Here is a 21,036-nt window from a genome sequence, read left to right as displayed (position 1 = left end):
GAACGCTCTCCGGAACAGGTATATATTCAATAAAAGTGTTTTAAGCATTATAACAGTTAATAACATTTCCATTATAGCATATCAGATATCAGAAAATACAGTTTATACATAAAGTATTTTTGTCAGTTATTTATTGCTGAAATTCTTCAGTGAATGTAAAATTATTAAGCAGTTATGCGGAGCCGTGGTGTATTATTTGCATGAAAAATCAGGTCTTGTCTATAAATGAAGCGGGCAAGGCGAATAGTGGCGTGGTGTGCTTATGAAGTATTTCTGTACTGTTAATGAACGAAAAGGAACAAGTTATCTTGAATTTTATAAAGGAAAATGGGACAATAAAACCTTCTGGAAATCGGATTCTTTACTGCTGGACTTCGATATTTATGCAGATTTCGATTTATATAAAGCTTTTGCTGCAGCCATTCCGGGATTTGACCCTCATGGAGTGTTCGAAGTAAACCGCTCCCAATGGGAAACTGTTCTTGATTATGCGTCGAAAATGGATACAGGGGCGGAGATGGTTCTTGCCGAGGCGGTTGAATGGGTTGAAGAAACTCTGAAACAAGAAGGTATGTTTACTATTTTGGGGATATAAGTATTTTGGGTTTTCAAAAAATTTTGATACTGCCTTAACTGGAAAATATTTGCATATGATAATAAGGCCTACAAGGCGGATAAAATACTTACTATGAACTGTTTCTTTCTTTTTTGGCTCTGAATCTGAATGTACACATACTGTCTCCCCCTGCAAGGCTTTTTTCCCGTTCAAGTTCAATGTTCCATTTCACGGCAAGGGAGTAGTCAAGGTCGCACCACGTGCATGAACACAGTTCACTTAACTGATGTTCGCGGAAAAACTCTGCAGACGGGCATTTATGTACATTAAAGAAAAATTCGTTATCATCCGCTTTTATTATTTCCATCTCATAACCGGGGCTGTTGTATGGAAAACGGTTAATACAGAAATTCATGACTTTTTCAAGTCTTTTGATCGGATTTTTCGCTTTAAATTTCGTAAATGCCCAGAAAATGCCGCTCAGCTTGTTGTATACTTTCCACGTTATTTCAGAGGTTAATTTTATGGCTTCCTGTTTTTCAATGTTTTCCGCTGTCAGCTTTTCATAAAGTATCAGTGTAAGTAAAGACAGCCTGACCACCAGTGATGCGCCGGGTGTTTCCCTTTCTTCCAGGTATGGCAGGCGTTTTTTGTATTCTTCCCAAATTTCGTTTGTCAGGCTTGAAACCGTGCTTTCAGGCAATTTTCCGGACAACACCTTCTGAAACATCCTTCCGGCGGATTTATTGACAACGCGGTATACAATTTTATCGCCAATTGTCACATTCATAGTTCTTCACTTCTTTGTTCCACACCATGAGTTTTTTCCGTAAGTGCCCATTATCGTCACAAAGCCCGTTTCACCGTCTTTTGAGTGCATTGAATTGGTTATTCCCATATAATGGGGAGAATTCAGTATGGCAAAAAGTTGAGGCTATATACGGACATTCACTCCGCGGTTCTTAAGATAAAGCTTAAGCTCACGAATATCTATTTTTTTGGTATGGAATACGCTTGCAGCAAGTCCGGCGTCAATTCTGTCGTATTTGAAAAGCTCATAAAAATCCTCCGTTTTTCCCGCACCTCCGCTGGCGATAATGGGAATTTTTACTGCTCCCCCAATTGCACAAAGCATCGGGAGATCAAAGCCCCCGCGTACACCGTCGGTATCCATGGAATTCAGGACTATCTCGCCGGCGCCGAGATCCTCGCCGTGTTTTGCCCATTCAACAGCGTCGATACCGGTGTCGGTTCTTCCGCCATTGGCAAAAACGTGAAACTTTCCGTTAACGCGTTTAACATCCATACTGAGCACCACGCACTGGCTTCCATAACGCTTTGCAGCCTCACTGATTAATGAGGGATTCCTGATTGCGCCGGTATTAACGCTTACCTTGTCGGCTCCGCATTTAAGAACCATGTCGAAATCCTCAAGTGTATTTATCCCTCCTCCGACGGTTAGGGGAATGAAAATCTCCGAAGCCACCGCACGCAGAATGTCGGTAAATATTTTCCTTCCTTCATAGCTTGCCGTAATGTCGTAAAAAACAAGCTCATCGGCTCCCGATTTATTATAATATCGTGCCAGTTCCACAGGATCGGCCATGTCGCGGATATTTTCAAAGTTTACGCCCTTAACCACCCTTCCGTTTCGTACATCAAGGCAGGGAATTATTCTTTTACTAATCATAAACTGACCTCCAAATAAATATCAAAATTACGGTTGCAATTCGTGGGGATGTTTACAAAAAACTTAAAAGCACGCTAAAAAGACAAATCATTTGCAGACCTAAAGAATTTTAAACCTCGGCAAAGGCTTTAAGCAGGCGAAGACCTGCATCCCCGCTTTTTTCGGGATGAAACTGGGCTCCATATACCAAGCCGGCTCGTACAAGCCCCGGAACCATGACGCCGTATTCCGAAATTCCGAGTATGTTTTCCCGGCAGTATTTAGCGTAATAGCTGTGAACATAATATACCCATTCACCATTGCTGAAATATTTGAATATAGGATCATCTTTTACAATTTCAAGCCTGTTCCAACCCATATGTGGTATTTTCAGGCAAGAATCTGTGTCGGCTTTAAGCGGTACGATCTTTCCAGGAATAAGCCCTAAGCCTTCATGCTCGCCGAATTCAAAACTTTTTTCAAATAAAAGCTGCATGCCAAGGCAGATACCAAGCAGAGGCTTAATTCCCGCCAGTTTTTTGATTGTGTTCACCAGTCCTGTTTCATCCAGCTTTGCAATTGCGTCACCAAAGGCGCCTACTCCAGGCAAAATTATCCGGTCGGCGGCAATCAAATCTTCTTTTTTGTTTGTTACAATGCACTCAAGCCCAAGATAATGAAGGCTTGAAATTAAGGAAAAAAGGTTTCCAACCCCGTAATCCACGATTGCGATCATTAAAACTGCTTCCTTTCATTGAAACTGTGCGACTTAATCAAAAACCGTGCAATAAAAAATCAGCAAAACTTTTTATTACTTTAGTATGATAAAGCGATATAGTAATAAATTAATTTTAACATGAATGTAACAAAAACACCATACAAAATTTTTACAGCCAAATGCATAAAAATTTGTATTATTTGCCTGCAATATAAAATGTGTTATAATATGAAATAATTTCTAAACAGCAATAAATTTTCCTTTATATATGCATACAAAGTTGAATTGCCAAAGCGGTTTATTTATAATTGTTAAATGAGTGGCGAAGTTATGTCTAATTAGATGTCTGAAAATATTTAATTAATTCAGGAGGTTTGGACAAATGGAAGAAGTATATGAATTTTTAAAAAAATGCGGAACGTATTATTTGGCTACGGTAGAGGGAGACCAGCCGAGAGTAAGGCCTTTTGGCACTGTTGATATCTTTGAAGGTAAACTTTATATCCAGACAGGAAAATCAAAGGCGGTGTCAAAACAGATTCAGGCAAATCCGAAGGTTGAAATCTGTGCATATGCTGACGGAAAATGGCTGAGACTGACGGGAAAGCTTGTTAGGGATGACAGAGTGGAGGCCAAAAAGCATTTACTTGACAACTACCCTGAACTTCAGTCCATGTATTCTCCGGAGGATGACAACACAGAGGTTCTTTATTTTGATGAAGCTACTGCTGTATTCTATTCGTTTACTGAACAGCCAAGAATAATTAAATTCTGAGATTAATTATTCGGATAAAGCTATCGTAAAATGTTATTAAAAATAGGAATACTTGTAGGCGGTAAGTTTTTTAAGAAATAAGTACAGGGCTTTCGGGGTGTGGTATTTATCCGAAAAGCCCTGTTTGCAACTGTTCATATTGAAAAAAGCAAGCGATTTTATATTTATTGAGAATTAACAACCCCAAAAGGTCAAGTGACGGAGTTGATTTATTTATATACTTATCAGTTATCTTAACTATTAGTTTTATCACTTTAATGGTAAAATATATCCGAATGGTAGAGCATACCGGTCAATACCTCAGAACTAATCACCGCTATGTTTCGCGGCCTATGGTATTATTGATGATTAATTAAGAATAAATGAGGTGGAAAAATGTCATATACTTTTTATGATCTCGCTGTGGATGTATTAATGACAGTCAGAAAACCTCTTACCATATATGAGATTTGGGAACACGGCATAAATTTGGGCTTAGCGCAAAAACTCGGCACGTCAGGAAAAACTCCGTGGCAGACCTTGGGAGCGAGGATTTATGTTGATTTGAAGGAGAATCCGAATACCAAATTCGTCCAGGTAAGCAAAAGGCCTGCAATGTTTTATTTAAAAGAGCTGTATGGCAATTCTGAAGATTATCAAAAAAATGAAGAAAAGAAAGTATACTTGGAGAGTAAGGTTAACGCAAAACCGGAATATTGTGAAAAGGATTTACATGTTCTCCTTACAGCTTTTGTATATTCAAATCCGCATTTTAATTGCTATACAAGAACAATCCTGCACGAAAATTCGAAAAAAGCTGCAAAGGGCTACAACAAATGGTTACACCCTGATATGGTAGGGGTTTATTTCCCGTTTGACAAATATCAGAATAATGTGCTGAAACTGTTGGATACTTTCAAGGAGAATTCGTATAAATTATTTTCATTTGAGATAAAAATTGAACTGAACTTATCAAATTTACGGCAGTCATATTTTCAGGCGGTGTCTAATTCATCATGGGCAAATGAGGGTTATCTGGTAGCTTTGAAGATTGAAGACGAGCCTTCTTTGATAGATGAAATTCGTAGGCTTAACAGTGCGTTTGGAATCGGCGTAATAAGGTTAGATGCGAAAAATATTGAAGAGAGTGAAATTTTGTTCTCGGCGAGAACCAATAACACTCTGGATTGGGAAACAATTGACCGGCTTGCAGAAGAAAATCCGGATTTCAGTGATTTCATCGATAATGTTATTGAAGATATTAAGATTGGAAAGGTCAAAAGTAAATACGACAGAATCTTAAATGCGGATGAGTATGAGAAGTATATAAAAGAAAAGGGTCTGGTTTGAACTGTGGAATATTGGGGGTATAAAATCTGATGCAGCCTGATTTGAAAGATTATCTGGTTGTTGGAATTTCTTCAAGGGCGCTGTTCGATCTTGAGAAAGAAAACAAAATTTATGAGGAAAAAGGTTTACAGGAATACTGCAGATATCAGATTGAACATGAGAATGAAATATTAAAGCCGGGGGCAGGTTTCCAACTGGTAAAGGCCCTTTTGAGAATTAATTCCCTTGTGTCTTCCGGAAGAAAGATTGAAGTTATTATCATGTCCAGAAACAGTGCAGATACAAGTCTCAGGATATTTAACTCAATTGAACATTATGGCCTTGACATTACCCTTTAATACCGATTTGTTTCTTTCGGCAAACGAAAGCGATGTTCAGGAAGCAATCAATGCGGGAATTGCCGCCGGTATTATTTGTACTCATCCGGGATTTTCCATTGACCCGTATAAAGAAATTGAACAGATAAGAATTGCCTTTGACGGGGATGCGGTTTTGTTTTCTGACGAATCGGAAAGAATATATCAGGAACAGGGGTTGGAAGCCTTTTTAAAGCACGAGAAAATTAATGCGCATAAGCCGTTGCCTGAGGGACCTTTTGCAAAGTTGCTGAAAACCTTATCTTTTCTTCAAAATGAATTTCCGGCCGATAAAGTACCGATTAGAACGGCTTTGGTCACAGCACGGAATGCGCCTGCCCATGAAAGAGTCATACGGACGCTGAGGGAATGGGATGTACGTATTGATGAAGCATTCTTTCTCGGAGGATTGGAAAAAAGTAAAGTCCTTAAAGCTTTTGGTGCACACATTTTTTTCGATGATCAGCCGGCCCATGTGAATCCGGCTTCGAAACTTGTACCGTCGGCGAGGGTGCCGTATAAAAACAAAAACAATTCATAGGGCCTGTAATAGATTTGTTGCAATATAAGGAAAATTTAAGCTGAGGGCAATTATACAAATAAAAAATTAAAACCCTTGGAATCCAAGGGTTTTACGTTGAATCACCAATGGGCAATGGGGGACTCGAACCCTCGACTTCTACCTTGTGATGGTAGCACTCTCCCAGCTGAGTTAATTGCCCGAACATTATCTCCATATAAAATATAACTCTGTTTTTACTGTGTTTCAAGAGTTTTTTTGTTTTGGCATCCATAAAATATGATATATTTATATTAACGGGAATTTTATGTCTACTAAATTTTATCATTCAGGAGTTAAAATGGATTTAGGAACCGTAATGCTGATGCTGGCAGTCGGATCTTTTCTTTTCGGACTGCTGTTGTCAATATTCAAGTTTAATAATAACAGGCCTGAGGAAATACCGTACTGGATTGCAGCAAAAATTTTGCAGGCTGTCGGTTCTTTACTGCTTTATTACGAGGCAGATTCTGTTGCTCTCCTGACAATACTGGCAGATATTTTAATACTCGCCGGCTGTGCATATGAAATATGGGCTGTTCGAATCTTGATGGGGCATTCGGTAAACCCCGGCTCCCATATTTCAACAGCGGTTGCCATTATATTAGCCTCTTTGGTTTCAATATTTATGGAATACCCGTTCCGGAACGGGTATATTTTTCTCCTCCAGAGTATTTTATATTTTCTGCCGGGACTGTTTCTGCTTGGTAAATCTTATGGAAAATTTTCATTGCGTCTGATCTTGGGTATAAGTTATTTTTCAACCGGAGCGGTATTTCTTACAAGTTCGGTTGTATGTCTGTTTTTTCCGGAAAATGCTTTGAGTCTTAGAAAAAGCGCTGTTTTTAATATAATTCCCATAGCAAGTTTCTGTATATTTTTGATAAGCGGATTTATTATGCTGATGCTTGCGAAAGAAAAAAGCGATATGCTGGTTCAGGAAATGCAGAAGAATTTGAAAAAGAGTGAAATAAGATTTCAAAATATTGTGGAAACAGCCATAGAAGGTATTCTAATTTTTGACGAAAATTACAATATTACTTTTGCAAATAAGAACATGGCTTCAATGCTTGGGTATACCGTTGAAGAAATGATTGGAAGAACATATGTTTCTTTTATTCCCGAAAGCCACACGGATGTATATAATTATCAGGTATCTCTAAGTAAAAAGGGCGAAGATTCGGTTTATGAGTGCTGCCTTATGAAAAAAGACGGAGAAAAAAACTGGTTTTTAATTTCCGCGAAAGCAATTTTCGATGATTACGGAAATTTTGAGGGTTCCTTTTCGGTGCTAACCAACATCAATGAAAGAAAAAAGCGGAGATGCAGTTGGAAGAAAAAAATCGCGAATTAGCCGAACTTAGCAATAAGGACAGCCTTACCGGAATAGCCAACAGAAGGTGTTTTGATGCTACGCTGGAACAGGAATATTCGAATCTGAAACAATCAAACGGCGTTTTGTCCATTATAATGATTGATATTGACTTTTTTAAAGAATATAACGATTACTACGGTCATGTCATGGGAGATGAATGTCTGCGTAAAATCGGAGGAGTACTGAAATACTGTATAAGGTGTTCAGCTGATTTGGCTGCCAGGTATGGAGGGGAAGAATTTGCGTGTATTTTACCTGATACCGACATTAATTACGCGGTTAAAATAGCCGAGAGAATTAAACAATATATTCATGAGTTGAAAATAGAACATAAAAAATCTTCTGTTTCCGAATATGTTACTGCAAGCTTCGGTGTGGCTACAGTCAGGTATTCGCCTGAAAGGACGCCTGCCGAGATTGTGGCCATTGCGGATAAATTGATGTATAAAGCCAAGATTTCCGGACGTAACAGGATTGAGTACGCCGAGGTATGAGAACATTTCTGTTTTTTTGTTCTTCCTGACCAACATGACACGGAAGCAAAAAGAACTGCGCCGGTATTTTCCGGCGCAGCTTTTTAAAAGTTCTCAACTACCTTGTGCAGTATACCTTGAACTGAGAAACAAGTTCTGTTAATTTTTGAGCGCTGTTTTTGGAACTCAAACAATTGTTTATTACTTCGTTGGCTTTTTCGACAATCTTCGATGTCTTTTGGGCAATATTAGATGTTCCGGTTGCGCCATCATTGGTCGCCATGGTTATCTTTTCCACCGCTTTGGACATGTTCTGAATGGATGCCGCCAATTGTTCCGCAGTAGCGCTGATTTCGGTCACAATATTGTTTACAAGCTCAGCGTCGTTGTCGTACTGTTCGCTTATTTTTAACATTTCTTCGTAGTCGCTGATAACCGTTTTGTCTATAAAGTCCAGAACTTCCTGTGAGCTTTGTATAAGATTTTCAACCGATAAAATCACGTTCTGGGTGACTTTTTGGATTTCGTTAACCGCCTTTTTTGAATTTTCTGCCAGTGTTCTGATTTCATCGGCAACAACGGCAAAACCTTTACCTGCCTCACCGGCCCTTGCCGCTTCTATGGATGCGTTCAGCGCCAAAAGATTTGTACGGGATGTTATTTCCAGAATTGCGTCGGTCAGAACACTGATTTGTTCCACGGCCTTTGACTGTTCAATTGCGTTTTTCAGCCTGTTGTTGGTATTTGTATAAATTTCCGTTGCAGTTTTATGCGATTCTATGGTATTCGCCTTAATTTTATTTGCTCTCTTGCTGATTTCTCCGGCGGTTATGGCTCCGTCCTGAGCTTTTGATGCCAGTGAATCAATGGCTGATTCAATTTCGGAAGTTGTTGCGTTAATTTCCTGGGTGGATGCTGCCGTTTCCTCCATACCTGCAAACAGTTCTTCGGTTGTTGCGGACACTTCTTCTATATCAGAGTTCAGTTCTTCCATGTTCCTTGTTGTAGCCGCAACGGTTTCGGAAACATTTACAGCTTCGTTGATGACTCCGTTTACGAGCTCTCTTATGGAATTCTGCATTTTATCAATAGATTTGTTCAAAAGACCTATTTCGTCTTTCCTGTTTAAATCCTTATCGGGTATTTGCTGCGTGAAATCACCCGATGCTGTTATGCTAAGAAGTTTCGAAGCACGAACAATGGGTTTTGTTATGCCCGATGCTATAACATATGTCAGTACAATGCCTACCAGGAGATAAATTACCAATACAAAAGGCGTATAAGACTGTATTCTGGATAATCCTGCCAGTACTTCATTCTCTGGGGCAACTACCGCCAGATACCAGTTTGTTCCTTCTACAGGGGCAAAACCCGCTATATTTTTTTCCCCCTCATAGGTATAACTCATGCTCCCGCGCTCACCTGCAAGCATTCGTTCCACTAATTGCACCAAAGATGCAAGAGACGGGTCGCTTTTTGATTCCTCAACAGCGTTATACATGTTTAAAACCAGGTCTTTGTTATTATGAGCTATTACCGTACCTTTATCATTAATCATAAATGCCCTGCCTGACTGCCCAAAGGTAATATCATCAACGACATTACTGAGTGTCTCGCCGCTTCTTACTGCTACAAGTACTCCGACAATCTTGCCGTTTTCTTTTATTGGTACACCGAAAGCCAGAATTATTGATCCGTTATTTTTACTGATTATCGGATCGGATACAACTCTTTCTCCCGACATTGGTTTTATGAAATGTACTCTGTCACTGATGTCGGTAATTGTACCGTCTGTAGCAATCATTTTACCTGCTGTGTTGACAATACCCATTCTGATATGGCCTCTGTGTTCAACTTCTTTGCTGAGTAATGCCAATTTTTCTTCAACAGGTATATCGGTGTCATATATCAGGGGTAATGAAGCCAGGGTTTCAAGGGTATTTAATTCGTCGTCAATGCGGCTTTTTACTGTTTTTGCACCCTGGTAGGCTATGTTTGCAATGGAATTTTTGGCTTCTGATTCAATTGTTAAGGCCGACACACGGTAAATTAAGTAGCTGATTCCAAGGCAGGCAGCGGTAAATAACGGAAGATAAAAAAGCGCAATTTTTGTCTTCAGACTTTTAACCATATCAACTCCTCGCTTTTTCTGAAAATTTATGAGCTTGTCCAAAAAATACAGCAAAAAGCTATTTCTCCACACATTTACGCCCGGACGTTTTTAAGAAACCCAGGCTTTAATCATGGATTTTAATAATTGAATTTGCTGGTGTATGGAAGAATTAGCTAAGATATATATACTATCATATTATTTTTGTCGATACAAGTAACATATTGTCGTATTTTATCCTTAAGCCCAGAATTGGTTTTAAATATTCAAATCAGCTAAAAAGCTATTCTGTTATTTTGAGTGAAAGCCGAAAACCTCAGCGCAGGACAGTAACGTTAAAGCAGGCAACAAAACGGGCATTTTGCAGAAGATTTACACTTTGCCGTTGCAATATAAGTTTTTGTGTTCAGTTTTTATTTCCCCGGAGGTTAATTCAGTTTTTTCTTTTTGATTTTTTATTGAACCCGAACGTATCAGCGCGATTTTAGCGCAAGCCGGTCCAATTAATTCATACAATACTGAAGATGATAATATTATTGTAAGCAACATATTTCCCATGCCGCCGGGTAAAATTCTTTCCCCAAGGAAAGCAAGCCCAATTGCAACGCCCGCTTGAGGAATTAAAGCCAATCCCAGATAATCTCTTACTTCCTTTGTGCTTTTTGCTATTAAGCAACCAATATAGGCGCCGATATATTTTCCGACAATTCGTGTTACAAAATAGAATACTCCAATTATCCCTAATGAACGGAAAGAACTTATATCCAATCTCATTCCTGATACTACAAAAAATACCGACAAAACAGGAGGCGTAAAATTTTCAACCTGTTTGAACAATTCCCTGTCTTTGGTTATATTAATATATGTTGTACCAAGCACCATACATGAAAGTAAAGGTGAAATATCCGCGGCAGCGCACAGGCCTGCAATTCCGAGCAGAAGTGATATGGTTAGTATCAGTCGATTGTCCTGGCTTCGGTTGGGTGTGATTAGCTTGCTTAATATAATTCCACCGATAAAACCCATTGCGAGAGCACCAATATTGTAAACAACCGGTATAATAATTTGGGAAACTGAGACATTTTCCCCAATGCTTGAACTAACAAATGCAGACGCCAGGCTGAAGGATATAAGGCATACAGCGTCGTCAAAGGCAACCACCTGAAGTAATGTATTAACGAAATTCCCACGAGCATGGTATTGCCGAATCGTAACCATTGTGCTGGCAGGTGCAGTTGCTGTGGCAATAGCACCTAAAATCATACAAAAACTCCAATTCAAACAAAATACAAAATGTGTGAAAAGAGTTACCATAATTCCCGGCACTAAGGATTCCGTTATAATAATCACAAAAACGCCAAAACCTGTTTCTTTAAATGCTTCCTTCGTAAAAAATTGACCAATACCGAAGGCTATAAAAGCTAAGGCTATATCGCTGATAAAACTCATGTTTTCAACCATTTCATGCGGAATGAAGTTCAGAACATATGGACCTATCAGAATGCCGGCAATTATATAACCGGTTACATTTGGCAGTTTTGCTATTTTTGTAATGCGCGTTAGCAAAAAGCCTGCTGCTAAAATTAATGCTAAAGATAAAAGAGTAACAGTTGTGTAATTAAAGTTATACAAAAGATTAGACATTTACCGAAATTCCTCCAATCAATCAAATTTGTCCTTAATCTTGCTTCTATTCCGGATATATGCTATGATTATAATCAAAAATTTTATAAAGTAAATTTATATTTTATTTGAATATGATAAATAAACTTTATAATCGGGGATGAATAGAGTGATTGACGTTAAGCTCTATACATTATTGGCGGTAGTTGAATATAAGAGTTATACACGGGCAGCAGAATACCTGTCATTAACACAGCCGGCGGTAACTCAGCATATAAAGCAGTTGGAAAAGGAACTGAATATAAAAATTTTTAACCGTGTGGGAAATGAAATAAAACCGACAAATGAAGGTAATATTGTCATTCAGTATGCACGAAGGATAATTGCTCTATATGAAAGAATGAAACAGAATATTCAGGATGAACGGCGCCATGTCAGACGTCTTACCGTAGGGATTACTCATACCGCAGAAAGTAATGCCGTGGCAGAAGTGCTGGGAAGGTACAGTTCTCAGAATCGCGGTACGACTATAAGAATAGTTTCTGATTCCATAAATAATCTTTATAGTATGCTTAAGAATTATGAAATAGATTTAGCTGTTGTAGAAGGAAAAGTACAGGATCCCAGTATTAATTCAATTTTGCTTGATACAGATTCCTTAATGCTGGTAGTTTCCAACAATAACCCGTTAGCCAAAAAAAGTATTGTAACAATAAATGAGCTAAAAAAGCAGCCGTTAATTCTGCGCAGTCCGAAATCAGGCACAAGGAACCTGTTTATGGCCCATTTGGAAAGCAGGAATATGTCCCTTGATGATTTTAATGTTATACTGGAAGTTGATAATATTGCCACAATTAAGGATCTTGTGCGGAGGGATATCGGTGTATCCATTCTTGCCAAGAGTGCATGCCTGGACGAAATGAAAAAGGGAAAAATTTCGGTACTCCCCATTGAAAACCTCAGTATGATACGTGAGATTAATATTCTGTATCACAGCGATTTCGAACATGTGGACATACTGCAGTATATTATGAAGGAATACAATAAAGTAATTAAATTTTATAATTCATGAAAGTTTTTTTTAAGCCGGATGAAATGAAATTTTCATTGTAATAACCCCATAAATTTCTGTAATACGGATATTATGTTAGTTTGAAGGGAAGTTGTAAAATAAAATGCCGTAATATATAGAAAACTCATGGTAATCCATTGTAAAATGTTTAATAACCAAAGAAAAACATTAGCAAAGGAGTACCATGAGTTATATGAATAATAACACAGAAACAAGAAAAAACAAACACCTAAATGAAAGAGAAAGATACGCCATAGGAGAGTTGTCAAGAATTTTGTGTCTGATTAAAGTAACGTAACTGGAAAATTTGTTGTATTTCATAAATGTGAGCATTTATCATTGGTACCGCTTTTTTTCCATTTTGTCCGCCTTAAGTTCTCCCTCTGTAAATATATGTTAATTTCCAATACTTCGACAGAGTTAAAGTAACCACCCGATCTTATCCGAATTTTTTCAACTAGACTGTTGATACTCTCTACACTGTTGGTAGTATAAACATGCTTCCTCAAGGATTCGGGGTATTTAATGAAAGCCATATAATGTTCTGCTTTCTCCATGAGAATGTTCATATATCGGCTATATTTACTCTTAAATTTACTGCAAAGGTCATAAAACTTTTGAACAGCTTCATCAAAGGAAGAAGCAAATTTTATTTTATCGAGTTCTTTATTGAATTCTGCGGCATCAGCTTTGGTCATGTATTTGCGGATATTTCTCTGAAGGTGTACAAAACAGAGCTGATGATCAGCATATGGATATACAGCTTTGACGGTCTCGATAATACCTGGGAAATCATCACTTACAACCACTAAAACTCGTTTAAGACCGCGGTTTATCAAGTCTTCAAAGACCTTGTTCCAATCGGCTCTGTTTTCTTTGCCGAAGAAGGTGTAAAGGCCAAAGATGTCTTTCTTACCTTCCATATCAACGCCAAGGATTATGTAGCATGCGGCTTTCTTCACTTTTGAGCCGTCTTTTATCTCACAATGATAAGCATCGATTAATAAAGCAAACACCGATTCGGGTAATTCCCGTTGTTTGAAAAGGTCTAATTCACTTTTTAGGTCATCTTTGATTTTGTTGAGTTCATCATCAGAGTAAGGAAGGTTGAGGCTTTTGAGGGTATTTAAGAGAGAAGATTCTGAATAACCGTTGACAATAAGGGACATAAGAAGGTCTGTATAGGATTCATCCACCCTTTTATACGGTTCAGGTAGGATGTGGGGTCTGAAATCGCCAGTGCGAGTTCTTGGGACAGAGATGTCCAGGTTACCCATAGGTGTACCAAGTTTTCTATCATAAAAGCCGTTGCCTTTGTCGTTCTCGTTTTTCAAGAGATAGATTTGGCGTTCAGACAACATAAACCAGTCGAGCAAATCCTCCAGCAACTTTTTGAGGGCAGGGCGTGATGGATCTGAATCAGAGCAATACTGGTTTAATACTTTTTCAACCGCCATATTTTTGACTGTTTCATAATAGGTATTTTTATCCATAATTACCAGCCTCCTTTGTGATTTTATTATACACCAGACACAATTTTATTTTAACACCCCATCCTTATAGTTCTTGGGAAAGAGGAACGAACGAAAATATTAATAAACTGATAAGAAGATTTATACCAAAAGGAACAGATATATCAAAAGTAAGTAAAGCAAAAATAAAAAGTATAGAGAGATGGATTAATGAATATCCAAGAAGAATGTTTGGTTATAGGTCAGCCATAGAAATGGCGGTATGATGTATAGAATTTATTCCAGTAAGCAATGGATTTACCAAATTTTTCACGGCATTTAATATTGCAATTTATATTATGTTAGTTTGAAAAAAATATAAATTGTACTCCGGATATTTTATGTTATAATAGATAAGCTAACCTTTTTTAAAATGCAGTCTGAACTGATTGCATTATTTTTTGTTATTCTGCCATAAATTTTGACTGTAGAAGGGGAGATAGGGGACAGAACTATGAAGAAGGCATCAATTGAGAAAAACCTGACTGAAGGGAATGTCGTCAAACAGCTTATACTTTTTGCACTGCCGTTTTTGCTTTCTAATATGATACAAAGCCTCTATAATGTTGCCGATATGCTTATAGTAGGTATCTACTCAGGAACCGCCGGCATCTCAGGAGTTAATATTGGCGGTCAGGTCACATTTATAATGACAAACATTATTATAGGGCTTACAACCGGTGGAACCGTAATTATTGGTCAATACCTTGGCTCCCGCGACAGAAAGGGAATGAGGGAAACCATAAGTACCCTTCTTACCTTCCTCCTTGTTGCCGGTATTGGCTTAACGATTATTATGTTAATTTTGTCGGACGGAATTCTGCGCCTTCTGCAGACACCTGCCGAATCATATCAGGAGGCAAGGAATTATCTGGACGTTACTCTTCTGGGGACGATATTTATCTTTGGCTATAATGCATTTGCGGCAATTTTGCGAGGCCTCGGCGACAGTAAAAGGCCGTTGTATTTTGTAACCATAGCATGTGTAACGAATGTTTTTCTTGATCTTTTGTTAGTGGGAGTTTATAGAATGGCAGCAAAGGGAGCGGCTATCGCGACGGTTATTTCTCAGGCATTAAGCATGATTTTATGCATTATTTACCTTAAAAGAAGTGATTTTGAATTTGACTTCAAGCTTAGTTCCTTTAAATTTTATAAAGAGCGTTTTAACATGATTATTAAGATAGGTATACCGATTTCAATACAGAATGTAATTGTGAACTTTTCTTTCCTCGTGCTTACCACTATTGCAAACAGCATGGGAGTAAGTGCGTCCGCCGCTGTCGGAATTGTTGGAAAATATAACGGATTCGCAATATTGCCTGCCATAGCCGTAAGCTCTTCGGTATCTGCGATGGTAGCGCAGAATATGGGAGCCGGGGAAACCGAACGCGCCAGAAAAACATTCCACACAGGCTTGGCGCTTTCGTTTTCAATTACATTTGTAGTATTTGCCTTAACACAGATGTTTCCGGAGAAAATTCTTTCGCTGTTTGACAGTAACCCAGAAACAATTGCTGCAGGGGTTGAGTATATCAGAACATTTTCCTTTGATTACCTGCTTGTACCGCTTACATTTTGTCTGAACGGGCTTATTACTGGTTCAGGGCATACGGTTATATCGTCGGTCTGCGGTATTCTTTCATCAATCGGTTTCCGTATCCCGATAGGGATAATTTTTGGGGTGGTAATGCAAAAAGGACTGTGGGGGCTTGGGCTTGCGGCGCCGGTCGCCACTTTCGCGTCGGGAATTATCCTTTTCATTTTCTATATCTCGGGGAAATGGAAGGAGAATAAAGTTGTCGGGCCAGTAAGTGTCGAACCTTAACCGGCCTTGGTTGAAAAAGCTTTGGATTGGCATATAAGTCTGCGGCTTATAGCCTTTCCAAAGCTTTATTCATGTTTTCATTTCCATGTTTGTTTTATATACCTGCAAATTTCGATAGTACCAATCCTATGTTTCAATAAACTTTACAATGATGTGATGATCGCTATAATATTGATTTTAAAAATTAGATTTAAAATTGAAAAAACAGGAAAAATATAGTATTATATATCTAAGAGGCTTTTATTTTCTTTAGGACGTGTTGTTCAATTATGATGCACGGGTCACCAGTTTGTTGAGCTTTGCGCGAAGCAGATTATGGGTTGGAAAAGGAGTTTAAGTGAACAAATGGATACCTCCCGACTGAAACGGAGGATAAATCCAATGCCTCCGGATGTGGAGGAACGGCTTGTATACGAAAATCTGATGGAAGCCTACGGAAGAAGACCGCCATACCAGCAAAATGACTATCTGGGGTGGATTAAAAGCAAAAAGGCCTGAGACGATGGAAAGTGGATAAATCAAATGATTGAGGAGCTGCGGGGCGGTAACAGATACATAGGGATGGATTACCGTGCCCAATAAGCTATAATTATTGTTTATTATTGGTGTAAGTTAATATAAACACAAATAAACTAATATAAATATCAAATGATAACATGAAATAGTAATTGACAATTAATTGTAAGAAACATATAATAATACTATTTGAACAAAGGCGTTCATTAGATAATGTGATATCAGGAGTATGCCGTGTCATATGGTTGTTATGGCTGCCCGAAATTATGTGAAATGAACGTCTTTTTTATTTGGATTTGATGCGAATATATGAAAACAAAGGAATACTGCCGTGTTTTATGATGGAAATGTGATTTTTAGGTTAAACGTACTGAGTCGTGGATTATATCAAGGTTTTTCGGGCCAAGTTGTTATAAACTGGGGAAACATCATAAAAACTCATGGGCAGTTATATCTTATAAGGGGGTAAAAACCTATGTGTGGAATTATTGGATATATAGGAAAAGAAAATGCGGTACCGATTATTTTGGACGGTTTGAAGAGGTTGGAATACCGGGGATATGACTCGGCTGGTATAGCAATTATGAACGAGAAGGGTTTTGAAGTTGCTAAACAGAAAGGACGTTTGACGGCTCTGGAAGAATTAATCAAACAACGTCCGATTAAAGGATATATAGGAATCGGTCATACCCGGTGGGCTACTCATGGAGAACCGTCGGATATCAATTCGCATCCCCATGTGGGAAGTAAAAACAAAATTGCCATTGTACATAACGGCATAATTGAAAATTACAAGCAGATAAAAGAAAGGCTTGAGCAGAAGGGAATAAAATTTGTTTCCCAGACCGACAGTGAGGTTATTGCTCAGCTCGCCGAATATTATTATAACGGTGATATAGTTGAGACGGTTATAAAAACGGCAAATGCACTGGAAGGTTCATATGCTTTGGGAATTATGTGCCTTGACGAACCGAATAAGTTAATTGCAATAAAGAAGGACAATCCGCTTATAATAGGCGTTGCAGAACACGGAAATTTTATTGCGTCTGACGTACCGGCCATTCTTAAACACACAAACAGAGTTTATTATCTCAATGACAAGGAAATTGCCGTATTGACCAAATCGGGTGTGGAATTCTATAACATGGACAGAGAGCCGATATACAAAGAACCGGAGATTATAACCTGGAGTGTTGACAGCGCCGAAAAAGGCGGATACGAGCATTTCATGCTGAAGGAAATAATGGAACAGCCGAGGGCTATAAGGGATACAATTCAGTCGGTTCTGGCAAACGGAGATAACGGAAAGGTTATTGAAAGTCTTGATGTCACCAGGTTCAGCAAGTTTGTAATTACAGGCTGCGGTTCGGCATATAATGCGGGCGTGGTTGCAAAGTACGTATTTGAAAAGCTATGCCGCGTACCGGTGGAAGTGGAACTTGCCAGTGAGTTCCGCTATAAGGATCCGATAATCGATAATAATACCCTGGTCATCCTGATAAGTCAGTCGGGAGAAACTGCAGATACCATTGCAGCCATGAGAGAGGCAAAGCGAAGGGGAGCCGTTACATTGTCCATTGTAAATGTTATGGGCAGCACCATTGCTAAGGAAACCGATTATACATTATACACAATGGCCGGCCCGGAAATAGCTGTAGCTACTACAAAAGCTTTTTCTGCTCAGTTGGTAATGCTTTATCTGCTGGCTGTGACTTTCGCCAGAAAATTAGGCAAATTATCAGATGAAGAAGAAAGAAAGCTTTTTAGTGAAATTGCCTCTCTGCCGGATAAAGTTTCTGAAATGCTGAAGAATGTCGATACAATACAGAAATATGCCACAACCTGCGTCGGATATAAAAGCATTTTCTTCATAGGCAGAAATATAGATTATGCGATTGCTCTCGAAGGATCCCTTAAGCTTAAGGAAATTTCATATATTCATTCAGAAGCTTATGCGGGTGGCGAGCTAAAGCACGGAACAATTTCGCTGATTGAGGACAATACCCTGGTTGTAGCCATTTCCTGCTGTGAAAGATTGTATGAAAAGATTTACAGCAATGTGGAGCAGGTTATCAGCAGAGGTGCAAAAGTGTTGTTTATAGGTAACTGCATAAAGGCGTTACCCGGCGAAAAACTTGAAATTGTAAATATCCCTGTGATTAATGAACTGTTCTCTCCGTCTCTGTCGGTTATTATCCTGCAGCTGTTCAGCTATTATGTCGCAGCCAACAAGGGACTGGATATTGACAAACCGCGCAATCTCGCCAAGAGTGTAACTGTTGAATAAATAAACTTTAAATGTGTTGTTGTTGTTGTATAATTCAAATAAAGTTGACTCCATTAAAATAAAGTTCGCTCTATAAAAATAAAGTTCGTTCCAAAATCCCGTAGCAGATGCAGGAGAAATCTTCATTTGCTGCGGGGTTTGCATTTTAACAGGTGAAAGGGTTAAGGTGTAAGGAATAAGGTTATTATGGTTAAGAAGTATTAGATAAGGTTAGAAGTATTGATTTTAAAGGGATTGAAGACTATATTGAAGATAATATTGATAAAGCAATGGAAAAGTGAAATGAACTCTTATCCCTTAACCCTTGAAACTTTACCCTGTTCATCTTGCACCTTACCCCTATTTAGAACCGACTTTATTTTAAAAAATGTTACAAGAAATAAGGTAAAAGTGTTAATAAATGGGATGAAAATATTGAATTTTAGAGCGGACTTTATTATCTGGAAGAGATTAGGAGAATAGGGTTAAGACTAGAAGGCATAAGGGTTTGAGGGAAAGTCGTTTGGAGCGGAGTTTATTTTAAATATACAGTTGGATAGTGTCTTGTCAAGTGGTGTAAAATGATTTCTACTTTATCATTTTTTCACCTCATTTATGTAATAAAGCTACTGGTGTCAATGTAAATTCATTTATCGATGTAATCTTTGACATTGATTCCAGACTGAAATAGCGCCGCCCTACTTTCCATTCATCATTTTGTTCCATGAGCATTGCTCCTACCAATCGGATTACCGCCTCACGATTTGGAAATATGCAAACAACATCCGTTCGACGGCGAATTTCCCGGTTAAGTCTCTCAAGAGGATTGGTGGAGTGTATCTGTGCCCAATGCTCACGGGGAAAAGCCATATATGCCAGGATTTCTTCTTCTGCTTCTTCAAGAATTTTCATTGCTTTTGGAAAACGATTTTTAAGCTCATCTACTACATGCCTTAACTGTTCCCTCGCAGATTCCTGATCATTCTGGGCAAATATTGTCCGTATTATCGATGATACCATTCCCTGATAATGCTTTGGTACCTGGCTTAATACGTTTCTCATAAAATGTACACGGCATCTTTGCCATGCACTTCCCGTTAAAATCTTCTTTATTGCAGCCTTCAGCCCTTCATGTGCATCACTGATTACAAGCCTTACACCTTTTAGACCCCTTGCTACCAGCCTTCTTAAAAACTCCTCCCAAAAAGCCCCGTCTTCACTCATCCCTACATCAAAACCTAATATTTCCCGTTCACCTTGTTGATTAACTCCTACTGCTATAACTAGTGCCATACTGCATACCCTGCCTCCTTCCCGAACCTTGGGGAAAGTGGCATCAAGCCAAAGGTAAGGATATTCTCCTTCCAGTCTACGGTTTTTAAATTCTTCTACAAATTCATCCAGTTGCTTACTGATTCTTGATACTTCGCTTTTATCAATCCCTTTCATTCCAAGAGCTTCTACAAGTTCATCCACCTTCCTGGTACTTACTCCATGAACATAGGCTTCCTGAACTACATTCAATAATGCTTTCTCTGACATTTTCCTCGGTTCTAAAAGACTTGGAAAATAACTTCCGTGACGTAACTTGGGAATGCTTAACTGTAATGTTCCTACTCGAGTATCCCATTCTCTTAGACGATATCCATTGCGATAGTTGTTTCTATTATTATTCCTTTCATACTTTTCAGCACCTATTATTGATGTAACTTCCGCATCCATTAGGGCATTAATGAGTAATGTTAATGCTTCTTTTAAAAAATCTTTATCTTTTTCAACAACATACTTGCTAAGTTGTTCTAAAAGTGCCATTCTATTATTAGTAGCCACGGTATGACCTCCTCTACTTTATTTGTTTTGTTTTGTTTCCCTAATAAAGTAGAAATCATATCGTGGTTACTTTTGTCAATTAGCCTCCACGAAATTTACACCACTACTTGAGACTATAACTACAGTTGTATAATTTAAATAAAGTTGACTCCATTAAAATAAAGTTCGCTCCATAAAAATAAAGTTCATTCCATAATCCCGTAGTAAATGCAGGATAACCCCTGTTTTGCTGCGGGGTTTGCTTTTTTTACAGGGGAAAGGGCTAAGGTATAAGGACTAAGTTATTAGATTTTTCATTAGAATTTTGATTAGAATTATTTGTTGGTTACAGCCTTAAAACTATTGATTTTAAAGGGATTGAGAGAAGTATTGACTACTGTATTGAAGATAATATTGATATAGCAACTGAAAGGGTGAAATAAAACCTTAACCCTTAACCCATGAAACTTATTCCTATTTTCCTTTCAACA

At 38.4% G+C, this 21,036-nt stretch carries 14 protein-coding genes, 1 tRNA gene and 4 pseudogenes; 11 read left to right on the top strand and 8 right to left on the bottom strand.

Annotated elements, in window-relative coordinates; genetic code table 11:
• Window positions 1-262 precede the first annotated feature (262 nt).
• Window positions 263-595 carry a hypothetical protein gene (locus CST_RS08600; protein ID WP_015359492.1) on the top strand — a complete coding sequence of 111 codons (333 nt, stop codon included), beginning with the start codon at window positions 263-265 and terminating at the stop codon, window positions 593-595.
• A gap of 91 nt (window positions 596-686) precedes the next feature.
• Here CST_RS08600 and CST_RS08595 read toward each other — a convergent pair whose 3' ends face one another.
• The 3 genes from CST_RS08595 to hisH all read right to left on the bottom strand — a co-directional run bounded on the left by CST_RS08595 (window position 687) and on the right by hisH (window position 2,961).
• Window positions 687-1,346, bottom strand: coding sequence for an L-2-amino-thiazoline-4-carboxylic acid hydrolase (locus CST_RS08595; RefSeq protein WP_015359491.1), 660 nt, complete (start codon window positions 1,344-1,346; stop codon window positions 687-689).
• A 144-nt stretch (window positions 1,347-1,490) separates the two neighbouring features.
• Window positions 1,491-2,246 (bottom strand): imidazole glycerol phosphate synthase subunit HisF, encoded by a 756-nt coding sequence (hisF, locus tag CST_RS08590; RefSeq protein ID WP_015359490.1) that lies wholly within the window; start codon window positions 2,244-2,246, stop codon window positions 1,491-1,493.
• 109 nt (window positions 2,247-2,355) lie between these two features.
• Window positions 2,356-2,961, bottom strand: a complete 606-nt coding sequence (hisH, locus tag CST_RS08585) for an imidazole glycerol phosphate synthase subunit HisH (RefSeq protein ID WP_015359489.1) — start codon at window positions 2,959-2,961, stop codon at window positions 2,356-2,358.
• Between the two features lie 364 nt (window positions 2,962-3,325).
• On the opposite strand from hisH, the gene CST_RS08580 reads away from it, so the two are divergent.
• From CST_RS08580 to CST_RS08570, 3 genes and pseudogenes are all read left to right on the top strand, one after another.
• A complete protein-coding gene (locus tag CST_RS08580) occupies window positions 3,326-3,718 on the top strand; it encodes a pyridoxamine 5'-phosphate oxidase family protein (protein ID WP_015359488.1) in 393 nt (130 codons plus the stop codon).
• A gap of 375 nt (window positions 3,719-4,093) precedes the next feature.
• Window positions 4,094-5,047, top strand: coding sequence for a COG2958 family protein (locus CST_RS08575; RefSeq protein WP_015359487.1), 954 nt, complete (start codon window positions 4,094-4,096; stop codon window positions 5,045-5,047).
• A 29-nt stretch (window positions 5,048-5,076) separates the two neighbouring features.
• Window positions 5,077-5,944: pseudogene (locus tag CST_RS08570) on the top strand (5'-nucleotidase).
• A 108-nt stretch (window positions 5,945-6,052) separates the two neighbouring features.
• Here CST_RS08570 and CST_RS08565 read toward each other — a convergent pair.
• Window positions 6,053-6,125, bottom strand: a tRNA-Val gene (locus CST_RS08565).
• Between the two features lie 138 nt (window positions 6,126-6,263).
• On the opposite strand from CST_RS08565, the gene CST_RS08560 reads away from it, so the two are divergent.
• Both CST_RS08560 and CST_RS08555 read left to right on the top strand, forming a co-directional pair.
• On the top strand, window positions 6,264-7,316 hold the full coding sequence (locus CST_RS08560; RefSeq protein ID WP_015485056.1) for a PAS domain-containing protein: 1,053 nt from the start codon (window positions 6,264-6,266) through the stop codon (window positions 7,314-7,316).
• Window positions 7,292-7,831 (top strand): GGDEF domain-containing protein, encoded by a 540-nt coding sequence (locus CST_RS08555; protein ID WP_015359484.1) that lies wholly within the window; start codon window positions 7,292-7,294, stop codon window positions 7,829-7,831. The genes CST_RS08560 and CST_RS08555 overlap by 25 nt, the downstream gene beginning before the upstream one ends.
• 97 nt (window positions 7,832-7,928) lie before the next feature.
• On the opposite strand, the gene CST_RS08550 is transcribed toward CST_RS08555, so the two are convergent.
• On the bottom strand, window positions 7,929-9,983 hold the full coding sequence (locus CST_RS08550; RefSeq protein ID WP_242823542.1) for a methyl-accepting chemotaxis protein: 2,055 nt from the start codon (window positions 9,981-9,983) through the stop codon (window positions 7,929-7,931).
• A gap of 309 nt (window positions 9,984-10,292) precedes the next feature.
• Window positions 10,293-11,564 carry a cation:proton antiporter gene (locus CST_RS08545; protein WP_015359482.1) on the bottom strand — a complete coding sequence of 424 codons (1,272 nt, stop codon included), beginning with the start codon at window positions 11,562-11,564 and terminating at the stop codon, window positions 10,293-10,295.
• A 148-nt stretch (window positions 11,565-11,712) separates the two neighbouring features.
• Between CST_RS08545 and CST_RS08540 the strand changes: the two genes are divergently transcribed.
• Together CST_RS08540 and CST_RS13420 are read left to right on the top strand one after the other, a co-directional pair.
• A complete protein-coding gene (locus CST_RS08540; protein ID WP_015359481.1) occupies window positions 11,713-12,615 on the top strand; it encodes a LysR family transcriptional regulator in 903 nt (300 codons plus the stop codon).
• A gap of 126 nt (window positions 12,616-12,741) precedes the next feature.
• Window positions 12,742-12,871: pseudogene (locus tag CST_RS13420) on the top strand (IS30-like element ISCth2 family transposase); the annotation flags it as partial.
• Window positions 12,872-12,880: 9 nt separating this feature from the next.
• On the opposite strand, the pseudogene CST_RS08535 reads toward CST_RS13420, so the two are convergent.
• Window positions 12,881-14,108: pseudogene (locus CST_RS08535) on the bottom strand (IS256 family transposase).
• A gap of 59 nt (window positions 14,109-14,167) precedes the next feature.
• Here CST_RS08535 and CST_RS13350 point away from each other — a divergent pair.
• The 3 genes and pseudogenes from CST_RS13350 to glmS all read left to right on the top strand — a co-directional run.
• Window positions 14,168-14,353 (top strand): annotated as a pseudogene (locus CST_RS13350) (transposase); the annotation flags it as partial.
• Window positions 14,354-14,580: 227 nt separating this feature from the next.
• A complete protein-coding gene (locus tag CST_RS08530; RefSeq protein WP_015359478.1) occupies window positions 14,581-15,954 on the top strand; it encodes an MATE family efflux transporter in 1,374 nt (457 codons plus the stop codon).
• A 991-nt stretch (window positions 15,955-16,945) separates the two neighbouring features.
• A complete protein-coding gene (glmS, locus tag CST_RS08525; RefSeq protein WP_015359476.1) occupies window positions 16,946-18,757 on the top strand; it encodes a glutamine--fructose-6-phosphate transaminase (isomerizing) in 1,812 nt (603 codons plus the stop codon).
• Window positions 18,758-19,345: 588 nt separating this feature from the next.
• Here the strand turns inward: glmS and CST_RS08520 are convergent.
• Window positions 19,346-20,566, bottom strand: a complete 1,221-nt coding sequence (locus tag CST_RS08520; RefSeq protein WP_003512473.1) for an IS256-like element ISCth5 family transposase — start codon at window positions 20,564-20,566, stop codon at window positions 19,346-19,348.
• Between the last annotated feature and the right edge of the window lie 470 nt (window positions 20,567-21,036).

The organism is Thermoclostridium stercorarium subsp. stercorarium DSM 8532 (assembly GCF_000331995.1).
Classification (GTDB): domain Bacteria; phylum Bacillota; class Clostridia; order DSM-8532; family DSM-8532; genus Thermoclostridium; species Thermoclostridium stercorarium.
The sequence above is the reverse complement of the archived record's forward strand: the minus strand, read 5'-3'. Positions and strand labels throughout refer to the sequence as shown.